13 protein-coding genes and 2 other annotated features are annotated in these 19,188 nt (G+C 39.5%); of the genes, 12 read left to right on the forward strand and 1 reads right to left on the reverse strand.

Annotation, left to right across the window (positions count from 1 at the left end):
- The 11 genes from ACRCJ0_RS01425 to nadE form a co-directional block, all read left to right on the forward strand.
- Nucleotides 1-591, forward strand: a 591-nt coding sequence (locus ACRCJ0_RS01425) for a TCP-1/cpn60 chaperonin family protein (RefSeq protein ID WP_431389280.1), incomplete at its 5' end; no start/stop codon positions are given.
- Between the two features lie 253 nt (nt 592-844).
- Nucleotides 845-2,344, forward strand: coding sequence for an amidase (locus ACRCJ0_RS01430; RefSeq protein ID WP_431389281.1), 1,500 nt, complete (start codon nt 845-847; stop codon nt 2,342-2,344).
- 198 nt (nt 2,345-2,542) lie between these two features.
- Nucleotides 2,543-3,919 (forward strand): argininosuccinate lyase, encoded by a 1,377-nt coding sequence (gene argH, locus ACRCJ0_RS01435; RefSeq protein ID WP_431389282.1) that lies wholly within the window; start codon nt 2,543-2,545, stop codon nt 3,917-3,919.
- Nucleotides 3,920-4,050: 131 nt separating this feature from the next.
- Nucleotides 4,051-4,277: a binding site (T-box leader), on the forward strand.
- A gap of 192 nt (nt 4,278-4,469) precedes the next feature.
- On the forward strand, nt 4,470-6,023 hold the full coding sequence (locus ACRCJ0_RS01440) for an ABC transporter substrate-binding protein/permease (protein ID WP_431389283.1): 1,554 nt from the start codon (nt 4,470-4,472) through the stop codon (nt 6,021-6,023).
- 47 nt (nt 6,024-6,070) lie between these two features.
- Nucleotides 6,071-7,360, forward strand: coding sequence for an argininosuccinate synthase (locus ACRCJ0_RS01445; RefSeq protein ID WP_271735850.1), 1,290 nt, complete (start codon nt 6,071-6,073; stop codon nt 7,358-7,360).
- Nucleotides 7,361-7,951: 591 nt separating this feature from the next.
- On the forward strand, nt 7,952-8,500 hold the full coding sequence (locus ACRCJ0_RS01450) for an NADPH-dependent FMN reductase (protein ID WP_016897993.1): 549 nt from the start codon (nt 7,952-7,954) through the stop codon (nt 8,498-8,500).
- A 158-nt stretch (nt 8,501-8,658) separates the two neighbouring features.
- Nucleotides 8,659-8,868, forward strand: a binding site (T-box leader).
- A gap of 81 nt (nt 8,869-8,949) precedes the next feature.
- A complete protein-coding gene (locus ACRCJ0_RS01455; RefSeq protein ID WP_431389284.1) occupies nt 8,950-10,473 on the forward strand; it encodes an ABC transporter substrate-binding protein/permease in 1,524 nt (507 codons plus the stop codon).
- A 682-nt stretch (nt 10,474-11,155) separates the two neighbouring features.
- A complete protein-coding gene (locus ACRCJ0_RS01460) occupies nt 11,156-12,700 on the forward strand; it encodes a cell division site-positioning protein MapZ family protein (RefSeq protein WP_431389285.1) in 1,545 nt (514 codons plus the stop codon).
- Between the two features lie 171 nt (nt 12,701-12,871).
- Nucleotides 12,872-14,266 (forward strand): sugar transferase, encoded by a 1,395-nt coding sequence (locus ACRCJ0_RS01465; protein WP_271735847.1) that lies wholly within the window; start codon nt 12,872-12,874, stop codon nt 14,264-14,266.
- Between the two features lie 453 nt (nt 14,267-14,719).
- Entirely contained in the window at nt 14,720-16,213 is a 1,494-nt protein-coding gene (locus ACRCJ0_RS01470; protein ID WP_431389286.1) for a nicotinate phosphoribosyltransferase, read from the forward strand.
- 34 nt (nt 16,214-16,247) lie between these two features.
- On the forward strand, nt 16,248-17,078 hold the full coding sequence (gene nadE, locus ACRCJ0_RS01475; RefSeq protein WP_431389294.1) for an ammonia-dependent NAD(+) synthetase: 831 nt from the start codon (nt 16,248-16,250) through the stop codon (nt 17,076-17,078).
- A 404-nt stretch (nt 17,079-17,482) separates the two neighbouring features.
- On the opposite strand, the gene ACRCJ0_RS01480 is transcribed toward nadE, so the two are convergent.
- On the reverse strand, nt 17,483-18,193 hold the full coding sequence (locus ACRCJ0_RS01480) for a DsbA family oxidoreductase (protein ID WP_431389287.1): 711 nt from the start codon (nt 18,191-18,193) through the stop codon (nt 17,483-17,485).
- A 149-nt stretch (nt 18,194-18,342) separates the two neighbouring features.
- Between ACRCJ0_RS01480 and ACRCJ0_RS01485 the strand changes: the two genes are divergently transcribed.
- Nucleotides 18,343-19,074, forward strand: coding sequence for an NAD-dependent protein deacylase (locus ACRCJ0_RS01485; RefSeq protein ID WP_431389288.1), 732 nt, complete (start codon nt 18,343-18,345; stop codon nt 19,072-19,074).
- Nucleotides 19,075-19,188: the final 114 nt, after the last annotated feature.

Genomic DNA, 19,188 nt, shown 5'->3' on the forward strand with positions numbered 1-19,188 from the left:
ACCCAAATCCGTAGTCAAATTGAAGAAACAACTTCTGAATATGACCGTGAAAAATTACTAGAACGCTTAGCTAAATTAGCTGGTGGTGTTGCTGTTGTTAAAGTTGGTGCAGCTACTGAATCAGAATTAAAAGAACGTAAATTACGTATTGAAGATGCTTTAAACGCAACACGTGCGGCTGTTGACCAAGGTATCGTAGCTGGTGGTGGTACTGCCTTTATCAATGCTAAGAAAGCAGTTGCTGAATTAGCTGAAACATTAGCTGGTGATGAACAAACTGGTGCACAAATCGTCTTACGTGCTTTAGAAGCTCCAGTACGTCAAATCGCTGAGAACGCTGGTTTAGAAGGTTCTGTAATTGTTGAGAAATTGAAAGAACAAGCAGAAGGTGTCGGATTTAATGCAGCAACTTCTGAATGGGTAAACATGATTGAAGAAGGTATTGTTGATCCAACTAAAGTATCTCGCTCAGCATTGCAAAACGCAGGTTCAGTAGCTGGATTAATCTTATCTACTGAAGCAGCTGTTGCAAGCCAACCGCAACCTGAACCACAAATGCCAGCAATGGATCCAAGTGCAGGTATGTATTAATAAAAAAAGTTAAGTAGGTCTTTTATAAAGAAAACGACCAAAAAATCACGTGGGGATAAAAGTCAGTTATTGGCCGAACCCATTATGATAACGATTGATAGGAGGTGTGAAATCAAGTTCACATCTCCTATTTTTTTATAAACTTTGTTAATATGGGTAAACACTTTCTATCATAAAGGCGTTTTCACTATAATGGGGTTGTGAGTTGAAACGGTAAGAGAATTAGCAGCTGATTGAAGGGGGATTTACCATATTGTTTACAGAAGATGCAGGTTATTATGCACGGCAAGTCAAGGAGCGAAAGGTTACGGTCCTTGCGTTAGTGGACCAAGCCTTGGCGAATATTGAAGCGTTGAATCCTAGATTGAATGCCATTGTATATGTGCAAGCAAGCACTGCTCGAGCTCAAGCGAAAGAATACGATGGTTATTTAGATCAGTTAACGGAGGAGGAAATAGACAGCTTGCCTGATTTCTTCGGTGTCCCAACCCTGCTGAAAGATTTGGGGCAACATCAAGCAGGGCATCTTACAGCAAGTGGATCCAATTTAACGAAAGATATGACTATGCAGGTAACCGAGTATTATGTTGAAAATATCATTAATGCTGGTTTTGTGATTATTGGTCGAACTAATGTACCAGAATTTGGTTTTAAAGGAATCAGTGATTCAAAATCTTTTGGCCAAGTAAATAATCCAATTGATTTAAACCGCAATCCGGGTGGTTCTAGTGGTGGTGCGGCTGCTGCTTTAAAAGCAGGTATTGTGCCATTAGCCTTTGGATCAGATGGTGGTGGTTCTATTCGTATTCCAGCATCTTTTTCAGGCTTAATCGGGTTAAAGCCATCTAGAGGGCGAGTAGCTGTTGGACCTGGATCATATCGCGGTTGGCAAGGGGCGTCTATCAATTTTGCCTTAACGAAAAGTGTGGATGATACCTGGACTTTATTACGAAATCTTCAAGTAGAGCAATTAGAGGCACCATTCATTATGCCTATAATAAATGAAACTAGCTTAAAACCTTTAAATAAACCTTTAAAGATTGGCTACCTGGACCAATTAAACCAAGCTTGGCCAATAAATGAGGATGCTAAAGAAGCCTTAAACCAAACGATACAAGTACTTAGAAAGCTAGGACATGAAGTTTTCAAAGTAACGGAACCTTTTGACAGAGCTGAAACCATGCGTAATTACTTTGTGATGAATAGTGTTGAAACAGCGGCTATGATGAAGGATATTGAACAAGCAAGCGGTCACCCAGTAACCTTTTTGGATGTTGAACCGTTAACCTGGGCCATTTACCGGGCGGGCTTAAAAGTACCGTCTTATCGCTATAGCCAATTACTAACCGAATGGGACAAGTGGACGGCTCAGTCTGAAGCAATGTTTGAAGAAGAGGTTGACCTGTTATTAACGCCAACAACTAATGGTCCAGCACCTATCCATGGCCAATTTGACCCAGATAATCTAAATGAAATAATCGAAAAGGAGAAACACTTTGATGATTATGAAATGGCCGACCAGCAAGGCATTATCTGGGAACATTTCGCCAAGAGTGTTGTCCATATGCCTTATACATCTTTAATTAACATGTTAGGTCAACCAGCTATTTCCTTACCCTTATATAAAAATAAGGATCATTTGCCGGTTGGTATACAATTTATTGCGCAAAAAGGAAATGATTATTTACTATTGCAATTAGCCAAACAATTTGAAGACCAACAATTATTAGATACAGCTATTGTCAATTTGTAAAAACCTATCAGCCATTTAAATGCTATTCACGTAGAGCTAATCACTATTCATCTAGCTCTTTTTATTTTTGTTAGCTTGGCTACCTTTATTTTAGAAAATAAAAAAACACTTGTTATTTTCTCATTATTTGTTAACATTCTCATTAACGAATACTAGAAAAGACAAAAATTTGTCAATGTATCAAAGGAGTGTATTGCTATGGCCATCTGGTCTAATAAATTTCACGAGGAAATGTCACAAGATGCTTATCAATTCAACCAGTCTATCCAAGTAGATTATCGCTTGTTGGACGCTGACCTCCGTGGGTCGAAAGCCCATGCGGCCATGTTAGGTCACCAAGGAATTCTTGGTTTAGAGGAATCGGACAGCTTGGTAAAAGAGCTTGAACAAATGCGTCAAGATTATGCGGATGGGACTTTAGCCGTTGATTTTACAACGGAAGATGTTCATTCTTTCATCGAGGCTGAGTTGACTAACCGTCTTGGCACAATTGGGAAGAAGGTCCATACTGGCCGGTCTCGTAATGACCAGGTAGCGACGGCTATGCGGATTTATGTGTTGGATGAATTGCAAGATTTTATCGAGAAAACCCAACTAGCGATTGAGGCTATTTTGACAAAAGCAGAGGGACACTTGGACACGATTATGCCAGGCTACACTCACTTACAACGGGCGCAACCGATTACTTATGCGCATTATTTACTAGCTTACGCACAAATGTTTAGCCGGGATTTATCGCGGTTTGCAGACCTTTCTAACCGGGTAGCGGACGATATGCCACTGGGTGCGGGGGCCTTAGCAACGTCCACTTACCCAATTGACCCTTTCTATACAACTGACCAGGTGGAAGGTTTCACAGCACCATACGTTAACTCAATCGATGCAGTATCCAACAACGATTATGCCATCGAATTCCTGTCAGATTTAGCTATGATGTCCATGCACATGTCCCGTTACGCGGAAGAAACGATCATGTGGTCCAGCCAAGAATTCCGTTTCATTAGCCTGAAAGATTCCTTCTCAACTGGTTCATCGATCATGCCACAGAAGAAGAATGCGGATATCCATGAATTAATGCGTGGGAAAACGGGCCGGGTTTACGGGAATCTGATGAGCGTTTTGACTATTATGAAAGGCCTGCCGCTTGCTTACAATAAAGACTTGCAAGAAATTAAGGAACAGCTTTTTGACGGGATTGACCATGTGAAAGCTATGTTATCTCTATTACCGGGCATGTTAGAAGCGACAATCGTCAATAAAGAAATTATGTATGCGGCTTGTGGAACTGGTTTTTTAAACGCGACAGACTGTGCAGACTACTTGACCAACAAGGGGATGGCCTTTAGAGATGCCTACCAAGTATCCGGAGATTTAGTGGGTTACTGCACGAAAAACCGCAAGAGCTTGGAAGAATTGACCTTAGCTGAATACCAAGAATTCTCTGATTTATTTGATGCCGATATTTACGACGCCATCGATTTGAAGAATTGTGTTTACCGCCGGAATGTTGCCGGGGGGCCAGCTCCGGAAGCTGTGACTGCAGCAATCGCAAGGGTTCGAGCCAATATTTCCTAGTTTAAAAATTTTGTAAAAAGAATTTTACTTTTCCGGTTGACTTTCTATAAATTACCGATTAGAATGATTAAAAGAAAATGATAAATACTTAAAAACAAATGATAAATGTCATTTTTTTATGAGAATTGAATATTAAATCATAGAGGCAAAGAGTAACAAGTGTACTGTCCAAAGCGAGTAGACGATTGGTGGAAGGTCTATGTCAGGAGAATTGTGAACCGCATTGCTGAGATAATTGAGTGAAGTAAGCTAATTAGATAATAAAAGTAGCTCAATTCGTTAGGCGCGTTAAGTCATCAAGCGTTGATGTATTTTTGTCAACAGTAGAGTGGTACCGTGGATATTAACCGCCTCTTCATTTGAAGGGGCGGATTTTTTTATTTTCCGGGCCGACAAATGAAAGCTTGTTTTTAAAGATTGGATGGAAATCTAGTTTTGACAAGGGGGAACTCACTGACAAAAATCGCGACAGTAGAGTGGTACCGTGGATATTCGTCCGCCTCTTCTTTTTAGGAGAGGTGGGCTTTTTTTATAGGAAAAATCTAGGAGGATGAAGAAAATGTTTAGTCAGGTGAAGAAGAAATATCAAGTGGGATGGCAGTTGAAGGGTTTTAATTTGATGGTTATTTTGGCCATCTTGATCAGTATAGTTGTACCAGCCAAAAGTGTTTCGGCATCGTCTTGGACGGGTCCTGAAGCAGCGGCTGAGGTTGAGGGTGAAGATACATTACTGGCGGAGATTCAAGAACGTGGTGTTCTTAGAATGGGGACTGCTTCTGGTTACTCACCTTATGAGTTTACCGTTTTAAGAGACGGTCAAAACGAAGTCGTTGGGATTGACGTTTTCCTTGGGGAATATATCGCAGACCAATTAGGGGTTGAACTGGAAGTTGTTGATATGGAGTTTGGGTCATTGATCGCTTCGCTTGAAACGGGGGGGATCGACATGATCATCGCTGGTATGGGGGCGACTGAAGAGCGTGACCAATCCATTGACTTCTCAAATGCCTATGAATTATCTGGTCAATCAATCGTTATTCGTGAAGGCGAAGAAGATGAAATTGTAGATTATACCTCATTTGAAAATGGGGAGCATACCATTGCGGTATCTGAAGCGACATTACAAGAGGGTTATGTGAGAGACTTCTTTGAAAATCCAGACTTGTTGATCATGCGTAAATCAGGGGATGCCATTGCGGCCTTAACTTCTGGCCAAGCAGATGGGGTGTTACTAGATGATGCGGTTGCCGGCGCCAATGCAGCTGAAAATGAAGGGTTAACCGTTATTGACTCTAACTTAGACGGCATGGTTGAAGACCAAGGGAAATCAATTGGTATCCCGGAAAACCAACCATCCTTACAAACAGCTATCAACGATATTTTAGAAGATGTGAATGACCAAGGCTTAATCGAAACTTGGACAGAAGCATCATTTGACATTATCGCTGGTGAAAACGCGGGAACAGGTTGGACCACCTACTGGCCATATTTTTGGAACGGAATTAAAACAACCTTGATTATTGCAGGGGTATCCATCTTCTTCGGTATGATCTTGGGGATTTTATTAGCCCTTATGCGCTTGACGGATAACCCAATCTTAAAATTCTTGGCGGCAGCCTATATCGAGTTTGTGCGTGGTACACCATTAATGATCCAAGTCTTGTTCATGTTCCTTGGTGTAGGGTCTATCTTTGGCTGGTCTACAATGACTGCCGGTTTGGTGTCAGTATCCATGAACTCGGGTGCTTATATCGCGGAGATTATCCGTGGGGGTATTCAATCCGTTGATAAGGGGCAAGCTGAGGCTGCGCGTTCACTAGGGCTTGGATACTGGCAAACCATGCGGAAGGTCATTTTCCCACAATCATTAAGATCGATTTGGCCATCATTGGGGAATGAATTTATCACCTTAATCAAGGAATCTTCTATTGTATCGACCATTGGGGTGGCAGAATTAACCTTCCAAACACGTGCGGTAACAAGTATTACTTACCAAGCAGTGGTCCCACTATTTATTTCAATGATCATCTACTTCATCATGACGTATGCCTTGTCGCAAGTCTTGAATGTATATGAAAGAAAGATGAACCAAAAATACGCTTAGCAATTTTTAATTAGAAAATTTAGACAGAAATTTAGGAGGCATTCATTATGGCAAAAACAAAAGCAGACATTAAAAAGGTTTTACTAGCATACTCTGGTGGATTAGATACTTCAGTGATTATTCCTTGGTTAAAGGAAAACTATAACGACTGTGAAGTTATCGGGATGACTGGTAACGTTGGTCAAGAAGAAGACTTTGAATTCTTGAAAGAAAAAGCGGTAGCCTGCGGGGCGACGAAATTATATGTAGAAGACTTGCGTGAGGAATTCATTACGGATTACATTTTCCCAGCGATTCAAGCAGGCGCTAAATACGAGTCAACTTATTTATTAGGGACTGCCTACGCGCGTCCATTAATCGCTAAACGTATGGTTGAGATTGCGCATTTAGAGGGTTGTGACGCTATTGTTCACGGTTGTACTGGGAAAGGAAACGACCAAGTGCGTTTCGAGTTAGGAATCCGTGAATTCGATCCAACAATGACGATCATCGCACCTTGGCGTGAATGGGATATCCTGTCTCGTGAGCAAGCCTTTGACTACGCTGAAGCGCATGACGTGCCACTACCAATTACACGGGAAACCAACTACTCTAAAGACGAAAACTTATTCCACTTGTCACATGAAGGGTTAGACTTAGAAGACCCAACCAACAAACCAAACTACGAAGAAATCTTGGAATTAGGGGTATCACCACAATCTGCACCTGACCAAGAAGTTGAAGTTACGGTGACCTTTGAATCAGGCATACCAATTGCTGTAAACGGTGAAAAATTAGCGCCAATCGCTCTACTAGAAAAATTAAATGAAATTGGTGGCGCCAATGGTATCGGAATCTTAGATGTCGTTGAAAACCGTCTAGTAGGGATGAAATCACGTGGGGTATATGAAACACCAGGTGGGACTATCCTTTACCACGCTCACGAAAAATTAGAGCAAATCGCTTTAGACCGTGACACACAGCACTACAAACAAAGCGTGGCTTTGAAATACGCAGACCTAGTTTACAACGGTTTATGGTTCAGCCCATTACGTAAAGCATTACAAGTCTTTGTAGACGAAACACAAAAAACTGTGACCGGTTCAGTGACAATGGTTCTATATAAAGGGAACATTATCGACGCTGGTATGACAAGTCCTTACTCATTATATTCAGATGAATTAGCAACCTTTGGTGAAGATGACATCTACAACCAAAACGATGCAGAAGGCTTCATCAAACTATTTGGTCTACCACAATCAGCACGTAAAATGGCTGAACAAATCTGGGCCAAAGGTGAAACAACCGAACCAGGTGCCTTTTCGGATGTTGCAAGAAATAATGAGTGGTTAAGATAACTAAGTGGGAGACAAGTCGTTAAGACTTGCACCGTGTTGGAGCAAAAGCCGAACAATTACTGGGAGTAATTGGAGTATTTTGTGAAATGTCGGCCAAGTCTGACTTGGCGAGCCGGATATCAACTAAGTGCGAGCCGGTTCGCAGCTTAAAATTTATATATTCTTCCGAGTTAAGGGGCTGCACTTTTGGTGCAGTCCTTTTTCCTTTATATAGATAAAAAATTAGAATCCTGAGAAAGGGTAAATTGAACAGGATTTTGCTGTGGGATTCGTGATCACAATCTGGCCGTTTTTTGAGGCTCGATCTAGTTTATTTTTGCGCAAAATGAGTGAACAATTAATTGAGATAAAAGTTATAAAATACAAAAAATGTACTTATTGAGGAAATAGACTGTTTTTTATTACTTACATTTTGTAAGTATTAACCTTGATATAGTAGGCATCTTCGTAGCAAAAGGGTGACAATCCTTCATTTTACAATAAAAAAACTTGTTATACGAAGCACTAACTTTTGATATTTCGAATTCGAGGTGTTATGATATATTTTGTAAGATAAAAAAATTAAGAACATTTGAAAAGGAGATTTTTAATATGACAAAATATGGTGTAGTAGTAGGTTCTATTCGTCAAAACTCTTTATCTGAAGGTGTAGCGAAAGCAATCGTTGCAGGTTTACCTGAAGGTTCAGAAGTTAACTTCCTAGAAATCGCAAACTTACCTTTATATAACCAAGACTTAGACGCAAATTCTCCAGCAGAATACGAAGAGTTCCGTGCACAGGTTGCAGCTCAAGATGCAATCATCTTTGTAACACCTGAACACAACCGTAACATCCCAGCTGCATTGAAAAATGCTTTAGACGTAGCGTCTCGTCCTTGGGGTCAAAACGTATGGGCTGGTAAACCTGCTTTAGTAGCATCTCAATCTATCTCTGGTATTGCTGGTACTTTAGCTCATCACTCATTACGTCAATCATTAGTATTCTTAGACTTACAAACTATGGCTCAACCAGAACTTTACATCAACTCTGCTGAAATTTCTGACATGGAGACTGGTGAAGTAACTAACGAAGACTCTAAACAATTCTTAGCAAGCGCTGGTGCGCAATTCGCTGAATACGCAGCTAAATTTATTGGCTAATTCATTTAAGTGGATAAATGAAAGGGGATCTGGCATATATGTCAGATTCTTTTTTTTATGTCACTTTATGCTGATATTTTCTTCTAAGAGTGATTGACAAATTCATGTTCATGTCAATATAATGTAGTGGACGTGGTATAACCACATACTATTTTAATAACTATTCAATGAAACAAAGAGTAAATTATCGACTGGTGTAGCGAGAGGTGTTGGTGTGAGGCCTTACAGGACGGATAATTGAACCGCATTGTTGAGAAAAATGGCTGAACGTTAGTAGGTCATTTCGCTAATGACGTTACCATTTCAAGTGAGGGGCAGTATAAACTACCCCTAAAATTAGAGTGGTACCGTGGATCTCCGCCTCTGTTATAGAGGTGGGGATTTTTTTATTGCCAAAAATAGTAAAGTTGTATGGAAATATATTAGGAAAAATATCTTAGAGGAGGAAAATGATGAAATATATGAAGCAAATAATATTTGTTTGTATGGCCTTTATGTTGGCTATGGTAGGCCTAAGTCAACATGCTGTCTTAGCGAATGACAGTGGTCAAACAGCAACAAGTGCGCCTGAATCAAGCGAAGTGACAGCACCTGGAGAGGACACTTTATACCAAGACATCCAAGACCGAGGGGTATTGCGGGTTGGGACTAACTCAACGTATGCACCTTTTGAATTCTCTATTTTGAAAGATGGCAAAAATCAAGTTGTTGGACTAGATATCTTCTTAGCACAAAAAATCGCAGATGACTTAGGCGTAGACCTTCAAGTTGTAGATATGGAGTTTTCGAATTTATTAACGTCGCTTGATACTGGTCAAATTGATATTGTATTGGCGGGAATGACTTCCACTGAAGAGCGAGCTAAATCAGTAGATTTCTCTGATATCTACCAAGTTTCTGGTCAATCATTTGTTATTCAAGAAAGTAAAGTGAGTGAAATTACAGATGATAGCTACTTTTCAAATGGTGGAAAAATCTCTATTGGAGAAGGGACCACACAACAGTTATTAGTTGGAGAATATTACCCTAATTCAGAAGTACAAGTAATGCGTACGACGACTGATTCCATTTCAGCTTTAGATTCGGGGTTAGTTGACGGGGTATTATTAGATGAGGACGTAGCCGGAGCATATGCGGCGGAAAACCCTAATTTAACAGTTATTGAAGCGAATTTACCAATCCAAGATCCTGGTAAGGCAGCAGCAATGCCAAAAGACCAACCTACATTACAAGCAGCAGTTAATGAATCTATTTCAGATGCCCAAGAACAAGGTTTAATTGACCAATGGTTGGAGGAATCTTACCAAATTATTGAAGACAATCGTCAATCAACTTGGGCAGCTTATGCGCCTTATTTCGTGAATGGTTTGAAAACAACTTTAGTCATTTCAGCGACAGCTATTTTCTTTGGTTTAATTATTGGTGCAGCGCTAGCGTTAATGCGTTTATCGGAAAATAAATTAGTTGATTTGATAGCTCAAGCTTACATCGAAGTAGTTCGTGGGACACCACTAATGATTCAAGTATTATTTGTTTACCTCGGTTTTGCTGGTATGTTTGGTTGGTCAACCATGACATCAGGTTTGGTTGCGGTATCTCTAAACTCAGGTGCTTATATTGCAGAAATTATCCGTGGAGGTATCAGTTCTGTAGATAAAGGGCAGGCTGAAGCTGCGCGCTCACTTGGTTTAGGCTACTGGACGACGATGCGAAAAGTTATTTTTCCACAATCATTAAGATCTATCTGGCCATCATTGGGGAATGAGTTCGTATCTTTAATTAAAGAATCATCTATCGTGTCTACAATTGGTGTAGCGGAATTAACCTTCCAAACTCGTAATGTATCAACGATTACCTTTAATGGTATCATTCCACTAATCATCTCAATGGCTATATACTTTATTCTAACCTTTACACTAACGAAATTATTAAATGTGTATGAACGGCGAATGAATGAAAAATATGCTCAATAGTTATACGAACTGGCGTCGCAACACTTAGTTGCGACGCTTTTTTAATTCTGATTGGTATTATTTCAGCTTTATGGCAATCTCAGTTATCATTAAGTTACATATAAAGCTTCTAATCGGCAAAAGGTAATATACGGTAAAATGTAGAGAAATTGTTGAACTTAATATACTTATTTACGTAGACGCTTAACCCCTGTGAAGTTGAGCGCGCCAGGGTAAACAAGTATCCGCTTCAGATTATGAGCGAGTTCGTGCTTTAGCACTTACTCGCTTACATGCGTAGAGTCTGTTTTATTAACATTGGCACTTGCATCCTACAGTTAACTTAAAATTTTATTTTAGCTTAGTCTGCATATCACTTTGTGTAATACGGCACTATTCTCCCATTGCCTCCTGTCTAAACGCCCTGTCTCGCATCCTTTTTAGTCGGGTTCGTGTCTCCAGAAAGGACTGCGTTTCAGATTAGATTGTACCTGACTTCGTCAGTCACTGCTCAAATCTTTCAACGTTCCCTTTCTGAGCGTCGACACTCACACCCTATGTTTACGCTGTTACAAATTGATTACACAAGTATGACTAATATAAAAATTATATGATAAAGTGCAACAGTTGGCGTTTTTTGTTCAATTGCATGATAGTCTTAAGGCTAAGAAACTCAGGAGAAGAGAAAAGGGAGGGAGAAAAAGTGCGCAAGCGTTTTTTTAAAGATAATCGACAAATTGCCTATGTTCTATCGGGTGTAATAATATGCTTGACAGCCTTTTTCATCATACGTGCGTTTATAAATACGAATCGCACGTCTGCAGAAGAAAAAACAGAAGCAGTGGCATCAGCAGTAAATGCACTTTATTTTGATAACTCCTATACCTTTCTAAAAGCAGACATTCAACAAGATGAGATTTCTTCCTTAACTAAAGAAGTAGATAGTTTAAGAGACAGTGCTGATAAAGATATCATCGTTGACCGAATTCATTCTGTACAGCAACGGTTTGATTTACAAAGCCAGTTAAATGATTTATTTGACAAGGATAAACTTGGTAATAACGAATTAGTCATCAATGGGGCGACGATTATAGAATACGTTCTTGTAGATGATGAGGTAACCGTTGATAAACTGGATTTACTTCGTGATAACTATGCTAGTCAACTAAACCTTGAAGATGATGGGTTCTATAGCACAGCCGTAACGTTGATTGACGAAGCCGAATATCAAGTTGATATAATTGAAGAATATAAAAGTGATTTACTAGCAATTGAAGAAGATAGTGCGCTTACTTACATCAGTTTGGTGGACAAACTTACAAAGATCACTGAACGGGTCAATGAAATTGAGAATCCTTATCTACAAGATAAATTATTAGAGATGATTGCTACAAGTGATGAGGAAGCGACACAAAATATCTTTAACCGCTTGATAGAAGAAGCTGAAGCAACCAACAAATCAGATGAAGCATTAGCTCAAATTCGTAAGGAAGGGCAAGCTGCCATTAAAGACTCAAAAAGTCGCATTGCTGATTTAGAAGCTAAACGAGAAGAAATTTTGGCCTCAAATGGCGCATCAGCTACCATAACACTGCGTCAAACTGCAGACCAGCCATCATTTGGTGTGAATACTAATGTAACTTCTGGTGTATTAGCATCCAAACAATCTGAACAAAGTAGTTCACGGTCATCAAGCCGGGGCAATGCATCAAGTTCATCAAGTCGTGGTAGTGTATCTAGCTCATCGAGGGTTGTTGCATCAAGTTCAGATACTAGCTCATCGATCTCATCAAGTGATGCTGAATCAACTCCTTCTAGTGATTCGTCAACTGATGATAGTTCAAGTGAAGAAATCTCTTCTTCAGCAAGTTCATCATCGAGTGATGTATCAAGTGCATCTAGTTCAAGTTCTAGTGTTGCAAGCTCAAGTGATTCAAGTAGCGCATCAACTAGTAGTTCGAGTGATAGTGCATCAACAGCCCCTTCAAGCGATTCTTCATCATCGAGTGCATCCGAATCATCAAGTGATGACTCAGATATTGAAGATGGTGCTGCAAGTGACTCAAGTCAGATGGATGAATCATCATCTTCCTCAAGCAACAGTTCAGTTATAGAGGATAGTACGACATCATCTAGCTCACAAGAGCAATCAGCGGTTGAATCAGATACAACAGAACGACCACGGTCATCTGTTGCAAGTGATTCAGTTACTGAATCTAGTCCAATTCCATACGGATCACCAGAGTAATCAAAATGGTTTCAAGCAGTTAGGGTAAAAGCTAGCTGCTTTTTCTTATTTTCTACTACAATTTAAAGGATTTTTAACTAGAATAGGATTAAATTGCAGTTGGGTTATGGTAGAATATTAGGGATTATAGGTGCTTACTTATAGTATATATATAATGAAATGGGTGAAAAAATGCAAAAAAACGGAGAATGGACGAACTGGTACCGCGTGGTTATCGCGGCGACAGAAGCGTTAATCTTGTTCCTTTCTTATCTTGTTTCATTCTTTTTGCGGTATGGTCGATATGTACCTTTGAAAAACTATGAAGCTTTCCAAGGGGCAATTGGTTGGATATTAATTATCTTTGTATTTATCAATATATTATTTGGGGTTTACATTTTATATGATAAAACCAAAGGCGACCTCTTCTTCATTACCATCATCAGTCAAGGGATATTAGCAGTTGTTGCTATGGTTTTAAGTTTTGCTGGTAGATGGCTAGCCTTTCCGCGTTCAGTCGTCTTGATTGATTTTGCGGTTAGTGTAATCATGCTTTATGTTTTTAGAGCCTTAGTCTTCGATATTTATCGACGCTATGCATCTACAAAACGCGTAATGATTGTTGGATCTGAAGAAGCTGTTTTTCCAGCAATATATAATTTCAAAAATTCAAAAAGTACTCGTCATATCGTGACGCACGTGGTGTTAGAAGATTACTACCGCAATGTGAAGAGTCGTTTAGATGAGTATGATATTGTATACCTTGCATCGCAGATTGATGAGAGTGAAAAATTAAAAATTTATGACTTGTTGATGCGTGCCAATAAAAAACTATTTTTAAATTCTAAATTTGAAAACCTAGTAATGGTAAATCCAAATATTATGAATTTTGAAGATGAATCCATTATTGAAACCTCAGACTTCGCAATTCCAGCAGACCAGGCGTGGCTCAAACGAGGATTAGATATTTTGATGGCTTTAATTGGTTTAATCTTAGCATCACCAATTATGTTGATTACGGCAATTATTATTAAATTAACTTCTAAAGGTCCAGTATTCTACCGCCAAGTACGTATTACTAAAGGTGGCGAGGAGTTTGATATCTTGAAATTCCGTTCTATGACAACGGATGCTGAAGTAAAATCTGGTCCGATGATTGCAACAAAAAATGACGCACGTGTCACAACAGTTGGTAAATATATTCGTGCCTTGCGTATCGATGAATTGCCACAGTTATTGAATGTGCTACACGGAGATATGTCCATGATTGGACCACGTCCAGAGCGGCCATTCTTTGTAAACCAATTCCAAGAGGAAAACCCGCATTACTACCTACGTCATAACGTACAAGCAGGTATCACGGGTTACGCGCAAGTTTACGGTAAATACGCTACAGACTTTAACTCAAAATTGAACTTTGACTTAATTTACATTAAACAATATTCAATGTTCCTAGACTTCAAAATTCTATTACAAACCATAAAAATTCTCTTCGACAAAGTATCCTCATCAGGAATAGACGAAGATGAAAAACCAACAGTAACAAGAGAAGAAGCAGAAGAAATGAACATCGACGTCATAGGATGAGAGTGAGACCGTTAAGCTCAACAACTTCTAGCGCATTTAACCGAGTAAGTGCTAAAGCACTAACTCGCTCAGTATCTGAAGAGGACTTGAGCTGGTCGAACGAACTCGACTTAATAGGTTAGGGTGTGAGAGTCGACGTCAGAAAGGAACGTTGGAAGATTAAGGCAGTAGATGGCGAAGTCAGCTACAACTTAATCTGAAACGCAGTCCTTTCTGGAGACTCGAACCCGACTAAATAGGATGTGAGACCGCTGATTTCTAAATAGATCAGTTCTTTGTTCAAATTCTTATATAAGAAACGTCAATTAAGCGTTAGCGACAGTCACATGTACTGGTAGCTAACGCTTTTTTGCTTACTTAAACAAGGATATAAGCGTCTAGAGGTGACAACTAGCTGAGTAATAGTGGTATAATAAGGAAAGTCAAATTGCAATTCTTGGAGGGAATAAGAAAATGAAGACAACGACCAACGATAGCCTGGCACTTCATACAGATTTATATGAAATCAACATGATGAAGACTTATTGGGATGCTGGAAAAGCTGACCAACAAGCGGTTTTTGAAGTATACTTCCGTAAAAATCCGTTTGAAAGTGGCTATGCCATTTTCGCAGGCCTAGAACGTGTCATTCAATATGTACAAAATTTACAATTTACCGATGATGATATCTCATACTTACGGGAAACACAAAATTATCCGGAAGATTTTTTAGACTACCTGAAAAACTACCATTTCGATGCCACAATTCGTTCAATGGAAGAAGGGGAAATTGCCTTTTCAAATGAACCGTTGATGCAAATTAAAGGGTCATTAGCTGATTGTACTTTAATCGAAACAGCAGTATTAAATATTATCAACTATCAAACTTTAATTGCGACCAAAGCATCACGTATCCGGAATGTTGCTGGGGATGATGCATTAGCTGAATTCGGTTCAAGGCGTGCCCAAGAAATGGATGCGGCTATTTGGGGAGCTCGCGCGGCTTATATTGGTGGATTCGACTCTACCTCAAATGTACGCGCAGGTAAATTATTCAACATTCCAATTTCAGGAACCCATGCGCACGCTATGGTACAAGCTTATCAAAGTGATTATGAAGCGTTTAAAGCTTATGCAAATGCCCATGAAAAATGTACATTCTTAGTAGATACCTATGACACCCTTCGTTCAGGAGTGCCAAATGCGATTAAAGTGGCAAATGAGATGGAAGATAAATCTCGTTTTGTCGGCGTTCGTATCGACTCTGGCGATATTTCTTACTTATCATCAAGTATCCGTAAGATGTTGGATGAAGCGGGCTTTCCCGATGCGATCATTTCTGCCTCAAACGATTTAGATGAAAAAACAATCTTAAACTTGAAGATGCAAGGCGCTAAAATTGACGCTTGGGGTGTGGGTACTCAGCTGATTACTGCCTTTGACCAGCCAGCGTTGGGCGCTGTTTACAAATTATGTGCTATCGAAGATGAAAATGGTGATATGGTCCCTACAATGAAAATTTCGTCATCTCCAGAAAAAATTACTACACCAGGTGAGAAACAAATTTGGCGTATTACCCGCAAGAAAGATGGTAAATCTGAAGGGGACTATATTACAACCATGAATGAAGATCCTAATGACGCTGAGTCTATCTTCATGTTCCATCCAACTTATACTTATATCAATAAAACAGTTCATCGTTTCAACGCTCGTCCATTACTAAACACCATCATCGACAAGGGTGAATTGGTTTACGATCTGCCAACGCTTGAAACCGTTCGTGATTTTTCACGCGAGCACTTGGAAGCTTTATGGTCAGAGTATCGCCGTATGTTGAATCCAGAACCATACCCAGTTGATTTATCGCAAGAATTATATGATTTAAAGATGAATTCAATCGCTGAAATTCGTGAACGTATCAATGAAGAGTTTAAAGAATCCGAGTTAAACGGTGACAACGAAGACTAAGTTGATGAATAAAGCAACAAAAGGGGAGAATACCATGCGTTCATTACAAGAAGAAATTATAAATGCCTTAAAAGTAGCACCTAGTATTAATCCAGAAGCAGAAATCAGACGTACCATTGATTTCATCAAGGCATATTTTCACAAGTATCCATTTCTAAAAAGCTTAGTATTAGGCATTTCTGGTGGGCAAGATTCAACCCTAGCCGGTAAATTATGCCAAATGGCCATAACTGAAATACGCGAAGAAACTGGTGACGACAAGTATCGATTCATCGCAGTCCGTCTTCCTTACGGCAACCAAGCCGATGAAGCTGATGCTATGGACGCTATAGATTTCATGGCTGCGGACCAAACTGTACGCGTCAACATCAAACCAGCTGTTGATGCTACCGTTGAAGAATTGGAAAAGGGCGGCCTTACCATTTCTGACTTCAATAAAGGAAATATCAAAGCACGCCAACGAATGTTGGTACAATATGCGATCGCAGGTGAAAATGCAGGTGTCGTGGTAGGAACAGACCATGCTGCTGAATCAGTGACAGGCTTCTATACCAAGTTTGGTGATGGCGCAGCAGATATCCTACCTATCTGGCGGTTAAATAAACGTCAAGGACGTGCTATCCTTGAATATTTAGATGCCCCAGAACATTTATATGTTAAGGTGCCAACGGCTGACTTAGAAGAAGACCGTCCCGGCTTAGCCGATGAAGTAGCCCTAGGTGTTACTTACCAAGACATCGATGCTTACTTAGAAGGCAAAGACGTCTCAACAGACGCAGCTGAAAAAATCGAAAACTGGTACCTAAAAACCCAACACAAACGTGAATTGCCAATCACAGTATATGATGAATGGTGGAAGAAATAGGGTGTGAGTGAGACCGTTAAGCTCAATAACGATGGAAGACTATAGCCGTATCACACGAGTGTGATGCAATATAGTCTGAAGCGGACTTGAGCTGGTCGACTGAACCCGACTAAATAGGATGCGAAGTACGAGCTCAACTTTATAGGATGCGAGAGCCGAGTCAAAAGACTAAAAGGCATTAACTTATATATAGAAAATAGCCTCTGTGATTTTACTGTTCACAAAGGCTATTTTTCTATTATTTTTCACGGGTGAAATTGTTAGATTCATTTTATACTTTTCTAAGAATTACCGCTGTTATGGTGAAATGTTTAAAAATACCTATCTAGGACTCATATTTTTTTGCTAAAACTTTCCCTAAGCATATTCTGCTAATCTCATACTGCATCTCATTGAAAGAAAGTTTAGTCACAAATCCATTGGCCATCTACGAAATTACAAGCCATCCCAGTACCACCAAGTGTTTGTAGTTTTGGTATGAGTGGTCGACCTTCTTCTTCAGCGATTTGTTTTAGTTGGTTTTCAATGTCTTCAGTTGGTTGTGCGCCAGAAATTAAATATTTTTGGTTGACCACTAAAGCTGGCGCCCCTTGAATGCCATAAGCTTGACTGACTGCTAAATCTTGTAAAACCGCTTCTTCTGTTTCAGCTTTTTTATATTGTGCTACCCATTGGTCAAGATCGATATGAGTAGTCGCTATAGCAGCTTTTAAAATTTCAAATTCTTCAATATTCTTATTTTCAACGAATAGTGCATTTTGGATAGCATCAAAAGCATCCCAATAACCATCTTGCCCGCCTATAATACCAGCGGCTTTTGCTGCTTTTAAACCATTTTTTGAAGTTGGAAAGTTGAAGTCAGTTTCAAGCATTCCCTTTATATTAAAGCGGTGGTCATCATCATTTTGATTAGCTTGTTCCCAGTGCGTTAACACTTCAGGTTTAACAGCTTCACGTGAGCCAAACATTTGGATAAAGTGATCTGGTTCCCAACCTAAAGCGAAAGATCGGTGGACCACGTCGATGTTATTATATTTACTAGTGATGTTCCGCATGCGATTAGACATGGGGAAACAAAATGAGCAAATCACATCGTGGAAAAATTCAATTTGCATAGTGTTCTCCTTCTTATAGTGTCAGTTTTTATATTAGATAAAACCAAATTCATAAGCAATTAGATTGCTCAAGGCTTTAATGGTTTGATATTTCGCATGAAAAATTTGGTCATGTTAGAATAGGTAAAGAATTATAAAGGAGGACTAGCATGGAAGATAAAATCCAGCAATTTAAACAACAAATTCAGGATAGTCAACGTATTGTCTTTTTTACAGGAGCGGGCATGTCTACAGCCTCTGGTATTCCTGACTTTCGGTCAGCGAATGGCCTTTTCATGGAAAACTTAGGAGGGACTTATAGCCCAGAAGAAGTCGTTTCTCATCATTTCTTTACACAATACCCTAAGGAATACTTTGCCTATCACTTTGATAAATTAGTTTATCCAGAAGCTACGCCTAATATAGGGCACGAATTTATCGCTAGCTTAGAAGGGTCTGGTAAAGATGTTTCTGTGGTTACGCAAAATATTGACGGTCTGCACCAAAAAGCTGGTTCATCAGCGGTTTATGAATTACACGGCAGCACCTTAGATAACTACTGCGTCTCATGTGGCCGCCATTATAAGTTAGAAGAACTTCAATTAGACCAGGATGGTATTCCGCGCTGCCCAATTGATCAAGGCATTGTTAGACCTAATATTGTATTGTATCAAGAACAATTAGACCAAGACGTAGTGAACGGGGCAGTGGATAAGATTCGCCAAGCAGATTTATTAGTTATCTTGGGAACAAGTCTAGTCGTTTATCCAGCAGCTGGATTCTTAAACTACTTCCGAGGACAATATCTAACTGTAGTAAACAAATCACCACTTCAAATTCCATATCACGATGTCTTAGTATTTGAAGACACTATTGAAAACGTCTTTAGTCAACTGAGTTAAATCATTATATTCAAGAAAAAACGCCTTACACAAAATTGTAGGGCGTTTCTTAGCCTATAAATCTAATAATCTTAATGTTTTAGCAATTAGAATTGAATAGGGCTTATATTCTAA

It is taken from the genome of Aerococcus sp. L_32 (genome assembly GCF_050689315.1).

Excerpts from the sequence above, each read along its gene's own strand:
- argH (WP_431389282.1), top strand. The coding sequence starts at position 2,543 with ATGGCCATCTGGTCTAATAAATTTCACGAGGAAATGTCACAAGATGCT.
- ACRCJ0_RS01440 (WP_431389283.1), top strand. The coding sequence starts at position 4,470 with ATGAAGAAAATGTTTAGTCAGGTGAAGAAGAAATATCAAGTGGGATGG.
- ACRCJ0_RS01445 (WP_271735850.1), top strand. The coding sequence starts at position 6,071 with ATGGCAAAAACAAAAGCAGACATTAAAAAGGTTTTACTAGCATACTCT.
- ACRCJ0_RS01450 (WP_016897993.1), top strand. The coding sequence starts at position 7,952 with ATGACAAAATATGGTGTAGTAGTAGGTTCTATTCGTCAAAACTCTTTA.
- ACRCJ0_RS01455 (WP_431389284.1), top strand. The coding sequence starts at position 8,950 with ATGATGAAATATATGAAGCAAATAATATTTGTTTGTATGGCCTTTATG.
- ACRCJ0_RS01465 (WP_271735847.1), top strand. The coding sequence starts at position 12,872 with ATGCAAAAAAACGGAGAATGGACGAACTGGTACCGCGTGGTTATCGCG.
- ACRCJ0_RS01470 (WP_431389286.1), top strand. The coding sequence starts at position 14,720 with ATGAAGACAACGACCAACGATAGCCTGGCACTTCATACAGATTTATAT.
- nadE (WP_431389294.1), top strand. The coding sequence starts at position 16,248 with ATGCGTTCATTACAAGAAGAAATTATAAATGCCTTAAAAGTAGCACCT.
- ACRCJ0_RS01480 (WP_431389287.1), bottom strand. The coding sequence starts at position 18,193 with ATGCAAATTGAATTTTTCCACGATGTGATTTGCTCATTTTGTTTCCCC.
- ACRCJ0_RS01485 (WP_431389288.1), top strand. The coding sequence starts at position 18,343 with ATGGAAGATAAAATCCAGCAATTTAAACAACAAATTCAGGATAGTCAA.